This is a genomic window from Ruegeria profundi, from assembly GCF_020171505.1.
Lineage (GTDB): Bacteria > Pseudomonadota > Alphaproteobacteria > Rhodobacterales > Rhodobacteraceae > Ruegeria > Ruegeria profundi.
In genome coordinates this window covers 78,074-91,158 of the sequence record NZ_JAIUZS010000011.1, presented here as the reverse complement: position 1 = coordinate 91,158, position 13,085 = coordinate 78,074, and the positions used below count along the sequence as shown (strand labels likewise).

The 13,085-nt window shown below is 52.2% G+C and carries 12 protein-coding genes; 4 read left to right on the top strand and 8 right to left on the bottom strand.

Annotation, left to right across the window (positions count from 1 at the left end; translation table 11 throughout):
• Window positions 1-1,592: 1,592 nt before the first annotated feature.
• Both LCM21_RS20085 and LCM21_RS20080 read right to left on the bottom strand, forming a co-directional pair.
• Complete coding sequence (locus LCM21_RS20085; protein WP_170482621.1) at window positions 1,593-3,137, bottom strand: ShlB/FhaC/HecB family hemolysin secretion/activation protein; 1,545 nt, start codon at window positions 3,135-3,137, stop codon at window positions 1,593-1,595.
• A gap of 219 nt (window positions 3,138-3,356) precedes the next feature.
• Window positions 3,357-4,286 (bottom strand): SdiA-regulated domain-containing protein, encoded by a 930-nt coding sequence (locus LCM21_RS20080; protein WP_224892157.1) that lies wholly within the window; start codon window positions 4,284-4,286, stop codon window positions 3,357-3,359.
• Between the two features lie 182 nt (window positions 4,287-4,468).
• On the opposite strand from LCM21_RS20080, the gene LCM21_RS20075 reads away from it, so the two are divergent.
• Entirely contained in the window at window positions 4,469-5,227 is a 759-nt protein-coding gene (locus LCM21_RS20075) for a hypothetical protein (RefSeq protein WP_224892156.1), read from the top strand.
• Here the strand turns inward: LCM21_RS20075 and LCM21_RS20070 are convergent, their stop codons facing one another.
• The 6 genes from LCM21_RS20070 to LCM21_RS20045 form a co-directional block, all read right to left on the bottom strand.
• A complete protein-coding gene (locus tag LCM21_RS20070) occupies window positions 5,228-6,169 on the bottom strand; it encodes a metallophosphoesterase family protein (RefSeq protein ID WP_224892155.1) in 942 nt (313 codons plus the stop codon).
• Window positions 6,159-7,592 (bottom strand): hypothetical protein, encoded by a 1,434-nt coding sequence (locus LCM21_RS20065; protein WP_224892154.1) that lies wholly within the window; start codon window positions 7,590-7,592, stop codon window positions 6,159-6,161. Before LCM21_RS20065 ends, LCM21_RS20070 begins: the two co-directional genes overlap by 11 nt.
• 1,000 nt (window positions 7,593-8,592) lie before the next feature.
• Entirely contained in the window at window positions 8,593-8,898 is a 306-nt protein-coding gene (locus tag LCM21_RS20060) for a hypothetical protein (RefSeq protein ID WP_224892153.1), read from the bottom strand.
• Between the two features lie 53 nt (window positions 8,899-8,951).
• Window positions 8,952-9,563, bottom strand: coding sequence for a hypothetical protein (locus LCM21_RS20055; protein ID WP_224892152.1), 612 nt, complete (start codon window positions 9,561-9,563; stop codon window positions 8,952-8,954).
• Window positions 9,564-9,618: 55 nt separating this feature from the next.
• Window positions 9,619-9,981 (bottom strand): hypothetical protein, encoded by a 363-nt coding sequence (locus LCM21_RS20050; protein ID WP_224892151.1) that lies wholly within the window; start codon window positions 9,979-9,981, stop codon window positions 9,619-9,621.
• Window positions 9,982-10,281: 300 nt separating this feature from the next.
• Entirely contained in the window at window positions 10,282-10,581 is a 300-nt protein-coding gene (locus LCM21_RS20045) for an RFA2 family protein (RefSeq protein ID WP_224892150.1), read from the bottom strand.
• A 569-nt stretch (window positions 10,582-11,150) separates the two neighbouring features.
• Here LCM21_RS20045 and LCM21_RS20040 point away from each other — a divergent pair.
• From LCM21_RS20040 to LCM21_RS20030, 3 genes are all read left to right on the top strand, one after another.
• Window positions 11,151-11,666, top strand: coding sequence for a DUF805 domain-containing protein (locus LCM21_RS20040; protein ID WP_224892149.1), 516 nt, complete (start codon window positions 11,151-11,153; stop codon window positions 11,664-11,666).
• Window positions 11,667-11,740: 74 nt separating this feature from the next.
• Window positions 11,741-12,511, top strand: coding sequence for a hypothetical protein (locus tag LCM21_RS20035; protein ID WP_224892148.1), 771 nt, complete (start codon window positions 11,741-11,743; stop codon window positions 12,509-12,511).
• Window positions 12,495-13,031: a hypothetical protein gene (locus LCM21_RS20030; protein WP_224892147.1), complete on the top strand. Its 537-nt coding sequence runs from the start codon at window positions 12,495-12,497 to the stop codon at window positions 13,029-13,031. The genes LCM21_RS20035 and LCM21_RS20030 overlap by 17 nt, the downstream gene beginning before the upstream one ends.
• The last annotated feature ends 54 nt before the right edge of the window (window positions 13,032-13,085 follow it).

Genomic DNA, 13,085 nt, shown 5'->3' with positions numbered 1-13,085 from the left:
GGAGAGCCCGGAAGCCCGGGCGGAGAAGGCGGCACGCGGCGACAGGTGCGTCGCTACACAGACAGTACCGCTCCGTTTGGGCCACAAGTCCAGTGGAATAATGGCCGCTTAACGCAGACGAGCCGTCATCTGATAAAAAGACTCGGATGACCGAGTCGAGCCCACTTTGACCGATGCTGCGCGAAGCTCTAATCACAGCAATACGAAGAAAGCTGACTTTGCAAAGTTGCCGTTCAAAGTTTCGCTTGCCTAACCTGACCGACCCAGATGGTCGGAGGCGCTTCGTGGAAGTGCGGCACTTTAAATTGTTGGCCTATTTGAGGTAGATTTGGGTGCGGAGCATTGTTGGGCTACGCCAGCCGACATAAACGCCGGAGAATAAGGGCAATACGAAATCCAATTATCCAGATGACAATTGGCGAACTATTGGTCGACTAATCTCATTGTCCGAGCAAAACCTGCCAGGCGAGCGTCAGCGCTGCTTTCGCTTGACCGAAATAATGCAACCAGAGTGTTTTGGATGCCGAGCAGGTACATCCCGTGCCATTGCGTCCACGTTTCCGAGGTGCCGCAACGCCCCGTTGTTCAGCAACACGCCTCGCCCAGCATCATACCGGCGCTGTCCAAATCCGCTGGCAACGCATTCCCAGTTTTCCTTGGCCGCTGCGTTGCGGAACCTCGGCAAGTCGTGCGGGTCATGTCGTCCAGGTGTTGCTGCCACATGGTCGTGTTTCTTTGAATTGCTTTGGTGGGTTAAATGGTGAGTCACTTTTGTTGCGCCAGGTTGCTGAACAGTACCGGTTGTTGGCCTCGGCCTTGGGCGCATGATTGTTACGACACCTTGTGGGTTCTGATGTCCTGGGACGGCTACATGAGTTGCCGTGGGTCTTGGTGTCAACTGTGGAACCTGACCAGGAACCGCTATGGGAACCTGATTAGGAGTTGCAGTCGGTACAAGCGGTGGCACAGCAGTTTGGCCGGTAGGCTGAGGCGGGATCTGACCAGGAACGGCGACTGGTATTTGGTTGGGTGTCGCTGTTGGCACAAGGGGCGGCACATTAGGCTGAGGCGGAACCTGGCCAGGGACAGCTATCGGAACTTGATTAGGAGTAGCAGTCGGAACTTGCGGCGGCACAGTAGTAGGCCCGGTGGCCAATGGCGGAACCTGATTGGGAACAGCTGTCGGAACCCGGTTTGGTGTCGGATTTGGCACCAAAGGCGGAGCTAGGGTCGGCGCTACGACGGGTGTTGGAACTTGACCCGGAACCGCTATTGGAGTTGCGATAGGAACCCGACCGGGAATTGCATTCGGGACCGCACCCGGCGCAAGGACCGGAACAGCAACGGACGTGGGCGTTTGCGGCGTTCCCTGAGGTGGCAATTGATTTGCCACTGGCTGCGTTGGACCGGTAACTTGATTGCCTGCCCCTTGCCCACCGGCCTGCCCGCATCCTTGGCTCGACTGGTGTGGATTACCAACGCCACGGCACCACCCGTAATGATTTCCGCCGGCAACGACTTGCGTAGCGGCCAGTTCTGCAAACAAACAAGTTGCAGTAAGTAAAGCAATGCGGTTCCGTTTCATAACATCCTCACCAACTTGTTGTCAGAGCAAGATACGCGCCAGGATCGCCAGAGTCAGTCAACGGACCGTCTCTCAAAGGGACACCAACGTATCCGGACAGGAATAGGTTTTGCTTAAACTCGATGTCCAAACCCAGACCTGTCGATGCCAGTGTAGCATTATCAACTTCAAAACTCGCTGGGTCATTGTTCGAGATGTAACCCACGTCGAAAAAGGCAAAGGGCGTTAAGCGATGTATGCTCTGGGAACTGGGGAAGTAGGAATGAGACAATTCGAAAATCGCGGAAATCCCGGAATCACCATCCACTTCGTCAAAACGATATCCGCGCAAAGCATAACGATCACCAAGGAAGTACTCTTCGACTGAGGGCAGCCGGTCTGTTGTGTACTGCCCCCAGATCTCGGTTCGCCAAGCTGTGTTGGGAGACAAGCCCGTTAGCGGGCTTTCGTATCCGACGCCGCCTCGTAGATGCCAGAACGAAGAGTCCCCGTCGTCAAAATTCGCGTCTGTCGTGTCGTTGTCATTGTCACCAAAAGATAAGGTTAGCCCCGCTTCCAGAGCTTGTCCCTTTGGATAGTTTTGCCCGTAAAGATATGTAAGGCCAACGACACTCGCGTCACTGGATAGTGGAACGCCACCACTGACTGAATCCGCTTTTGAAAGGCGATAGTCCAGCAGAAGATATCCATAACGGGCCACATCGCGGATCACGGGGTAACCCAACGCAACGGTGAAGTTCTCGCCATCAATATCCGTTCTTGCAAAGTCCCCTGAGAGGTCACGTTTTGCGTTTATGTTCCCGTAGAAGATCTCACCGTACAGACCATTGCTGTTCAGCGGCGTGCGATAGGTAAGAGCGCCCCATAAAGAGTGTTCATCGTCTTTGTCCCAATTGTAATTGCCTGATCCCTCGAATCGCAGCAAATCTCCGACGGTCAGCGTTGAATAAAACTCTTGTACGACATAGAAGCTGAGCGCTTCTCCAAGCTCACGCGGAGGGTTGTCGAGTGTCGCACTACCGGCTTGTTTTCGCAGTGGCTCTCCCAATACTCTCAGCCGAGCACCAGCCTGATCCGGGTAATCAAGTTCGGTCGACAATTCCAGGTCAGGTATGTCCTCGGCCAGCATCACTGCCCGCTCAAATCGTTTCAGCGTTATGGGATAGGAGGTGGTGAGGGGTTGGAAAATCTTCTCTAGTGTTTGGAACGTGCGAGTATCCACGCCTTCAATTTCGATGGTTTGAATCCGCCCTTCATCAACAATTATGCTCTGCCCATCGGGGCCAGGCCAGGCCTCAGCCAAGAAGTAACCGTCTTCTCGGTAGATCTGCGTGATCGTTGATGCGACATCCACTGCTGTGATGCGCCCTGACCGATCAAAGGCCAACTGACCGGCAAACGTTAACAGCTCATCCGTATCATATACCGTTACGCCGCTGACAGAGTGCTGTGATGCGATGTCCCAGGTTTGGGCAATGCTGTATTTTGGAACTGCAACAAAGGCCACTAAAGTGCAAATGATCGCAATTACAACCGAATTGGATACGGGCATTATCGATAACCTTAAGGTGACTGAGCATGTTGAAGCCCAATGTTATTACGTGGTTCGCATGTGTGAACCTGACGCTATTCGAATATATTGATGGGTGATGTTTTTTAGAAACATATCGAACAGAGCGCAGATTTACTTGATATGCTGCACATAAGACGGCACTCATTTACACAACCCCGCTTTTCAAACACGTAGAGTAGAGAACTCGTAGGACAGTCCTCACAACTCCGGTTGCTCAAAAACATAGAGCCGCGATTTCTTGGCATCATCCGTCAGGATATAGAGAAGCCCTCTGGTCTCATCGAGAGCGATCCCTTCAGGATGCTTAACTTCTTTTTGTTTTCCATCTTCTGTGAACGTCAAACTGATAAACTTTACTGACTTGGATTTTGGATTGTAGACGAAGATCTGACGGCTTTTGTCACTCACAATCCAAAGAGAACGTGAGGACCGGGACCATGCCAGGCCGCTCAAATCCAGTTCATCGTCCCCTACGCGATCAGACATAAAACCAGACTCGCGATCCAAAGGGATGATCTCAACAATTTCGTCTAGCTCTGGTGATACGACCATTAACAACCTTGGTTGTCCTTCAATGCCAATGAAGACCCGCCCGGATTCCGGGTCGACGGCGATGCCCTCAGGTCCCTTGTTCAAAGGGTTACCGACGAGCAATTCAGCGGCGTCCGAGTAGCCTTTGAGAGATGTGAGAGGGATTGTAGTTAGTTGAATGGGGTTGGTTGGGTGAACGACTAGAATTGATCGATCAGTTTCCTGAAGCACCAAAACAGACCCATCTTTTCGTGATGCGACGCCCTCCAGATCTGATCCCGTCAATGAAGGCAGCTTGAATGAGTTTCCTAATGCCCCGTCGATTCCAAGTAGGTGCAGTTTAGGTTCAGCGTCGCTGACTGACCATAAGAAGCCTTCCGCGTTGGACAGAGACAATCCGGAAGGCTCCGAGAAGCCTTCTGATTTATCCGCCACCTTGAAGGAGTCGATGAGAGTTAAACCAGGACTCTCGGCATGGGCGTGCTCGCTCCATGCCAGAAATGCAACAGTAGCGCTTGCAACTGAAACCAGTGTCCCAAGCTTGAGGAAGCACCGTGAAAACCCAAGTTTCGAACGAAGCAACTTGTGTTCTGACATTGGATCTTCTCGCGCTTGGACCACATCCCTGTATCAGCGTTCGTATCACAGTCCGGATGCGATGTCCGAAGAATGCAAGGAAATCTCTTTACCTGATCCCGCCTGTTGCGATTGAATTGAATGGGGCACGATGTGCATTTGGTGAAGCTTAAGCCTTTGACGTGAGAAGGAAGGAAGACAAGTTGAACAAGACTTTCCCACTCATGGCCGTGCTATTGATGGTGCTGTTGCCAGGCGCTGCGGTGTCACAAGTCGACCCCGCGACCATGTTGGCCGGTACTTCGGAGTCAGAAATACTTATCGAACGACGTTGGATACAGTTTCGGGGCAAACAGGAACTGTATTTCTTTACTTTCGACGTCATCGTAACTGTCATATTGACTGGACTGATCGTTTATCACCCTGTGAGGCGGAGAGCCCGCAGAAGTGTCAGTGATATCATGATGCCGAGGCTGTTCTTCCTATACGCGCTTGTCGGCATGGCGGTTGGATTCTTGGTAGTCCAGCACGGATCAATGATCGGGTTCGTGATCTTTGGAATAGGAGCCCTGTTGAGGTTCCGATCAAATATGGATGACCCGGTCGACACGGTGGAAATGATTATAGTGACCGTGCTTGGGCTCGCGGTAGGACTGGGCTTGCCCTTGATGGCCACACTGGTGGCGGTTGTATGTTGGTGTTTCATTTGGCTCGGTGGGCGAAACAAGGGCGTGGAAATTTCGCTCAAGGCTTCAGACGAAGAGCATTCATTGAAAGTCAGCGGAGACATTGAAGCTATGGCCGCAGACGCTGGCTGGAAGCTAGTCAGAAAACACCACGTTCCTGGCAAATCTCGCGTTTCTTTACTTTTCATTACCTCGGGCGGACTTTCAGAAGCCCGGATCGAAGAGATGGTAAACGATCTGGTCCCTGAAAAAGTTGAGCTGAAACTCAACCTCTAGTCATTTCACAAGGTCTAAGCGCTTCAAAACCGCATTCGGGGATTTGATCTCTTTCGGGAGCGACTTGAAGTTTACCGACCTTTCGAAATCAGGCCCTCGATATACCGCTATCCCAAACTCTCCGTTCGGCTGGAACGTAACATGCGTGAAGCTGTGAGGTGATCTGGCGCTATCGCCAATAAGCCGCCGCGGGCCACCCCCCAAACAAGCTTGAGAGACATAGGCCACACCGTCTTTCCAACCGGGGTAGAAGGCGTGATGGTGGCCTGACAGATGCAGAACGACGCCGCTTTCCAGGTAGATTTTTTCAAGTGTTGGGTCACCGATGATTTCGCGTTCGCGCTGGATCGCGAAGGGCCAAAGTGGGAGGTGACTGAAAGTGACAATCGGGTCTCCGTTTGCACCCAGTTCCTCAATTCGGTCCTGCTGGTCGCCGGATAACGGCCCTAGGGTCGTAGCATCCAAAGATGCAAACGTTATGCCCTGCATCTCAAACGCGTAGAAGAAAGGATAGTCATCTGAAACCAGGAAATCGACCTCTGGCTTTCTTGGTGTCCATTCCTCTGCGTATATTTTTCTTTCACGCTCGAACCCGCGATAGGCAGAAGCGTCGTGGTTTCCAGGTGTGACCGCAAATGGAATTCCGGCAGCCGCTAAAGGATCGGATACGGCCTCGTGAAACGCCTTCCACATCTCCCTGACCTGTTTGTCTGACAAGTTGGGAATGCGCTGTCCCGCGACCATGTCGCCCGTCGAAATCACCAGATCGGGATCAATCTCGATTATCCGCTCAATCGCTTTGTCGACGCGAGGAGAATACACCACCGAACCGTAGCTGCCATTCAGATCCGATATGACGATGACATCCAACGCCGCCGCTTTACAGGCGAACAGAGCGGTCCAAATGAACGCCGAAATAAGGGCAGAACGCTTACGGGTCATTACAGTCTAATGCCGCCACCTCGGTGTCGTTTCGCAAAAAGAATGCGACAGGGTTCAAGTCGAACATCAAATCACCACTAGAACAATTGTTCTGTAGGATGGACGTTGCCAACGCGGTGTTTTTCACAACTTGGGCAATCTGCCTATCTGACAACCCAAGGCTCTGCGACAACCAGTCATAAATAGCACCTTGTGTTTGAAGGTCACTATTCAACGCAACCAAGCGCTGGTACGTGCTTGGAGAGAAGTGCCGCATTTTCTCCAGCATTTGAGTGGATTTCGCGAAGTTGGCATACTCGACCCGCCCTCCAGCATCGTTGTCGTTTAGATTGCTGCGGCGGATCAATAATGCGTCGGCGGGAATATCTCCATCGTTTGGCTCATGGTGCTTGGCTTTCTTATGCTTCAGTTTTCCGTCTTCGACCCAATACCAATAGGGTGTGAAGTCTATGTTTCCCACGCGGTCCTGCTGGCTAAAGATGAAATCGAGGAGAACAATCTCCGTAATTTCTTGCATCCAAAATGTCATCTGTTGATCACTGACATCAGGACCGAGATCCTTGTTGATCTGCCGGTCCTTTCTGCCTTCTTTAACGCCCTCTTCAATAGCCTCTGGCAGGGATTTTGAGGAACGCAAAGCCAAGAAAGCAGGCGTTTCCTGGAAATCACGGTTTTGGCCTTTCCCCCAACCAGACTTGCGGGTGCCGTTGATTTCCGAGCCGTATCGATGCCCAGGACTATCAAGCAGTACACCGTATATTTGCGTTCGATCCGAGGTGAACAGATCATCGGTTGGTTGGTATGAGTTTGGGTCGGCATCCGCAGCTGCGAAGACCCGCCAGCCTTCATGGTTCATGCGCCCGCCATGAGAGCCGCCAGAAATCGCAAGGCCAGGCTCTGCGACCTCGGAAAAATGCGTCTGGGCGTCCATGCTGCGCCAAACGGCGACTGGAACTTTGACAGTCGTGTCGAAGTACCTAGAAAAATGATAGTAAAGCAGCGACGAGGTGGAAAATGTTCCACTGGTGCCCTTTTGGTTCATGGTGGATTTGAATTTGGCTACCCTGTCCTTGGCCAGATCTTTCGCCGCCTTCCCCTCTTTGCAAGCGTTTCTCTCGAACTCAGAACGGTTCCCCTTGTAGGGTCCTTCCGAAATATCGTAGACGGCCATTCCTGGACTGGTACTCCAGGTTTTTGGGCAAATAGCGATTTCGGAGGCATAGAAATCGATCTCGCAATAGGCCGTTTCTTCCTCAAGATCGCTTTTCTTATACTCGCCCGTAGGAATTTTTTCGATCCGAATACAGCGTTCAGTAACGCCATTGGGACTCTCAAATGTCGTGCCTTCACCAAGAACATCGTCGTTCGCCCACAAGACGGTGGGTGCAATGAAAGCAAGTGACCCCAGAAGACTGAGCTTCATTTGGATAGTCCTCCCAATATCATTTAGGGCAAATCGCTGTCTGTTGTTCGGTGGAGATTTTTAACTTTGGGTCGACACTGAAGTTGGAGAACTTTGAGTCAATCCACTTGTCGCATCCGCCTGAACAAGGCGCCCCGTTTCGGGCATCATTCCAATATTCCTTGGCCCTTTCTTCCGTCCAACCGCAAAACTGAACGAGCGCCATTGCCGATAATGCACCCGAGGAATGAACGCCCCACATGCAGTGCACCAGAACAGGGCCCTTTCCCGGGTTTTCAATCACCTCGTGTATAGACGCCATGACAGCCTTGGGTCGGGAGGATCTAGCGCTCTGATAGTCGAAAGATCCGTTTCCACAACTGGTGCGGCCGTATGCGGTGTTCTTGCCGAAGTCCGCATAAAACCCGGTTGAAAACCCCTCATCGCACAGGGTTTCGCGCTGAACGTTACTCAGACCCGTTCGATCCTTGTCACCGCCTTTAAAGCCAGAGCGATACAAAACTCCGCTCAAAACTGGGCGAAAGAAAGCGACGCCATCAACACCTCCGTCACCACCCTTTGAAAGCATTTGACTGTTGCTTGGGCCACCGTTTCGACTGGTTACGTCAGAATTCGCCGCGGTTGCCAGAACACCAATGAATATGAGGGACGTCAAAAACCGCATGCCAGCTCCTTTCTATTTTTGAGCCTGTTATGCTCAAACTCTTCCCACTTTGTAATCTATTGGAGCGGCTCATTCTCGAGATCCATTTCAAGTGGGTGATAAGCCTTCCGCCATGCAGCGTTAAATTGGCCACACCAGGTTGATGATAAAGACGACCACGAAGTAGGCCAGAAAAACTTTCCAGTTCCATTGGTGGTTGCTTTCTTCGTTGATCACGCCGGACGACTTCAATGCCAGGTTTGTTATAATTAGAGCGACGATGGTGACCGCTGCATGCGCCAAGTGGTAATGCAAACTAAAGCTCCCTTTTGCAGATGTTAGATTGATGACAATGTGTCAGCAGTCACCTGATGGCAGCATAGTTACATCTGAGTACCTTCCCTCAGACGTCGTGATCCGAGCACATGCACCAGTATCTTTGTTAAACCAGTACGAGGTCAGCCCTTCGCTGCGGATGAGTTCAAATCCGAGACTTTGGATGCCAATTTCAGCTTGGCCCGCTCTTGCCCCTTCAAATGACGAAAGATCGCTAGAGCTGCCCACAGTTGGTGCACTTGCATCCACTGATCCACCACTGTCGTCGCATGCTGCAAGCGCAGAAATGCACGTCGCGCCGATCACCAATAGGACCTTGGATTTCATCTTTTCGCTCCTTGCAGTATTGGACTTGAGATCCAGGATTTCTGGTCGATAACCTATTCAATTCCGAAAATTACGTTGTAGTCGACGGAAGAGTTGCTGCGATTGATAACCTCCACAACATGATCACCGGATTGCCAAAGCTGCCCTCGATACTCATTGTCCGCCGACATCAATCCCAGCAGTTCAGAACCATCGGGGTTACGAATGACGTAGTCCAAGGAGCCATTTTGCGGAGCAACGCGGACGTAGAGGAACTGTTCGTTTTTTGCACCAAGAAGGTATTGCCGCGACGCTCCGGGCGCGAGTTGGCCGACAAGTTCGGCGCCAGTGGAGCCGGCATCGAATTTGACACGTTGGCTACCGGTAGAACCGGCGCCTGCCATGGCGCCACCGCCATCATCCATCGCCTCGACAACCGACATCTCGCCAATGCTTCCATCCTTGAACGCGATGCAGCGCCAAAGCGTTCCGCCTGCGTCGCGTAGCATGACGAGCGTACCCGCCTCTGAGAATTCTGAGCTTTCAATCGTACCTGATTGACCGTCTGGTCCACCAACCTGCCGCAAATGCTCGATACACGCGTCATCGGCGTCTGACATGGCCAGCGCGGCTGTTCCGCTGATCGCAAGTACAGGAGTGAGAAGGTTCATTAGACGACGTTTCATAAGCAGGTCCTCTTTTCGTCTATCCTTGATGTTCTGTTCCTCGTGGGCAGGAACCTTATTTCGCATCCCTCAACTTTGATAGAAACTCATCGCATGCCTGTGCGCTGCCGACGACCTCGTCTGTCGTTTCAATTCCTTGCAGTGATGCCATCTCGGAATTTACGCGATTGAGGATCTGGTCTGCTTGCTCGGGGGTGATCAGGTTCTCTGCTTGTGCTCCTTTCAATGTGGTGCAGACACCGGCGGACAAGCCTGTCGCAACGCCGACACCCACCGCGGCCCCGCCACCTAAGGTCATCGCCCCAACCACGCCGAGGACGAGCCCGATCACAATACCAAAGATCACTTTTCCCATGTTTTCCTCCCTTTTGGTGAGAATAAGCGCGGCTTTCACTACCGGCGCAAACCATGTGCCCATCTGCAAATCAAGACCAGCGCTAACAGGTTGAGCACCGGTGCGAGCGCCGCGAACCACGGTTTGGCCGACTCTGAGATCGAGTCCGCTACAAGTATCCAAGGTAGTCCCAACGGCAGAAGGAACACCCCGGACAAAGGGTCTCTTTCTTGTCCTAACCAGCCAAATGTGCCCGTTAAGAACGCAACCAACGCCAACACGTAAAGGATCGCGAATACAATGATGATGATTCTACAAACCAAATCGAGCCTCAGCAGATCAAGCCAGTGCTGCGCAGCCGTTTTCGGCTACGCAGCAGACTGGTCACAATGCGCCTTCGTCGCCCAGGAACTCGATACCGGCTGTCGCGCCATCACTGTAAGCAATGCAGTTCCAAGGAGCACGATCTTCGCCAACGCCTACAGTAACCTGTGTTCCCGCCTCGCTAAAGGCGGATGAGAGCACCACGACTTGCGAATTGTTCGTCTTGTTGGCCACATCTCGCAAACACGCCTGCTGAGCCGGCGTGAGCTCGGCGGACGCGCTTGATGTACTCGTATCGTCGCATGCTGCAAGCAATGCGAAACAAGTTGCGCCGGCAATCATCACCATCTTTTTAGACATTTTCTTCTCCCTCTGGTTCCCTTGAAATTAACGAAATTGGATGCGCTTGTTTGAAGCTCTCGTGTCTGGGTAGCCAATAGAACATAAATCGATCCTGTGACTATCTTCCCCAAAACATGCCACAGGGGCTTGGTCGGCGGAACGATTTTTAGTTTACTACCGAGACCGCCAACAGCGCGTGATGGCCGAATGGCACCACTGGAAAACGCTAAAGCGAACTCTGGTGGGAGGGATAGCTCGTTAAGTCTAAGCATCGCGTCCTCCCAACGCTCAATGATTGTAAATCGCCTTCCGACCGCCAGCACTCACTCCAGCGGCCGGAAGGGCCCGACAAGTCGGGCGACAGCGATCACAACGGAGGTAAAATGAAAGTTGTGTCGAATTCGCATGTTTGAATCTTATTTTTCATAAATCAATATTTTTTCCGCGCGCAAACTTCTTTACGCTCTCGTACGATCAGCTTCTGCTTTCAAACAAAAAGGTAGGTGGGAGCACCCATAAGGGCGAATGTATTCTTTTGGGTCGGCGAGGCGTTCTTAGGTCGCGCAGAAACCAAGAAAGGATTGAAAATGGGTTTTGTTGAAGCCGTCAAAACGTGTTTCTCGAAATACTTCCAGTTCTCCGGTCGGGCTATGCGCTCAGAATACTGGTGGTTCTTCTTGTTTGTGGTTCTCGTGAGTGCTGCTTTAGCTGTGGTGGATACAATCGTATTCGGGACCAACCCCGAAACAGGGCAAGGATCTCGGGTTCTGTCCTCTGTTTTCCAACTGGCCGTTCTCATACCAATGCTGGCCGCCGGTTGGCGGAGGTTGCATGATACAGGGCGACCTGGCTGGTACTTGCTGCTGCCGATGGCGCTCAGCATTACAACGCTTTTTGTTATGCTGGGCGGCGTAGCGTTCTTCTCGGTATTGGAGCAAGGGGCCGAAGACCCCGATACATTGCGAGGACCCGCGGCAGTTCTGGGCGTGACAGGTATTGTCGTTGTCTCAATTCTTCAATTGGTTCTGTCCATCCTGATGATCTGGTGGCTGACACGACCTTCGCAAGAAGGCGCAAACGAATACGGCGCACCTGTTTCCTAGCCTTGTTGCCTGGGTAACGGGCCGGAATCTCTGGCTGAATGACAGTGCGAACTACAACACCATGGAGAGAGAAAATGAGTTTCAAAACGATTTCCATTGGAACGCTGATGATGGTTATGGCGACCACAGTATCAGCGGAGTGGTCGTTCAACTCTGGGCCTAATCCCAATGCTTTTATTCAAACCGGAAACATGACCCTAGAACTTCAGTGCAACCGTATCCGTTTTGCTCCGGCTGGATACGAGGACAGCCAGGACATTGTTCAGAAGCAAGGGCTTTCCATTCGTTTTTTGAAGAACGGCACCACCGAAGTTGGGGCATTTCAGGTTGGCGCGGAAAACTCTGCCGTGCAGATCGTCGACAATTATCCCGTCGAGGTCAGTTTCAATAATCAAGAGGACTATAGTTTTGTACTGGACCAGCTTGCGGCCAATGCATCGGTTAATCTGTCGATGATTGATCAAGAGGTCAGCTACGGAATCTTTGACTTGAAAGGTTCAAGCGCGGCAATTCGGTCCCTTCTTTCTGCATGCGGTTCAGATACTAGCCAGGAGGCCTCATACGAAGCACCCGAAGGTATCGTTTATTGTGGTGGCGGGGCGATAAAACGCGTGATCGAACCCGTAATTTTGGACAGCCCGGAGGGAGAGTGGGACGCACGAGTAACGGTCAACGGCGAGTCGATTAGAGCCATGACGGCCTACAGTTACTTCGGAAACTCTGAGCCGCCGGCCGGATTTGTCGTCGCCCTCCTTGGGGAAGACAGGTCCGAGTTTCTGATTTTTAGCGATGGCTCGTCAAACTGGCTGGAATACGGGGACTACAGATATGATCAGTGCAATTGATGCCACCCTCCAACCGGCTTCCCAAAGAGTGCGCCTGTTGAAAGGGTTGGTTTCCGGGATTGTGCTGGTTTCGAACCTAGTTTGGACCTCACCAGCTGTCGCGGCTGATGTTTCGCAACTTCCGCCCGGTTTGCAGGCGAAGGTTGACCTGGCAGCACAAGCCTGCGCAGAGTTCAACGACGGTCAGTTTGACTTAGATTGGGGTGCGGTTGAGAGGGTAGATCTCGACGGAGATCTACAACCCGACTGGGTTCTGAATGAATCTGGTTTCGCGTGTTCGAGCGCCGCATCTCTTTATTGCGGAACTGGCGGATGCATATCGCACTTCTTGATTGAAGAGGAAGTTCACTCCTTGCTCAATCGAGGCTGGACGGTCGTCGAATTCGGGCGTCAACGCATTGTCCTTGCAGATGTCCACGGAACTAATTGTGACGGAATAAACCCAACGCTTTGCGCAACAGCCAGTGTTTGGGATGCGGAAGCAAAGACGTGGCGCTCGTCTGCTGGTGATTGGGAGTAAACTGTAATTGGGCACCGCAGATAAGCCTGAGAGCCTGTATGTTCGATGGTTCCT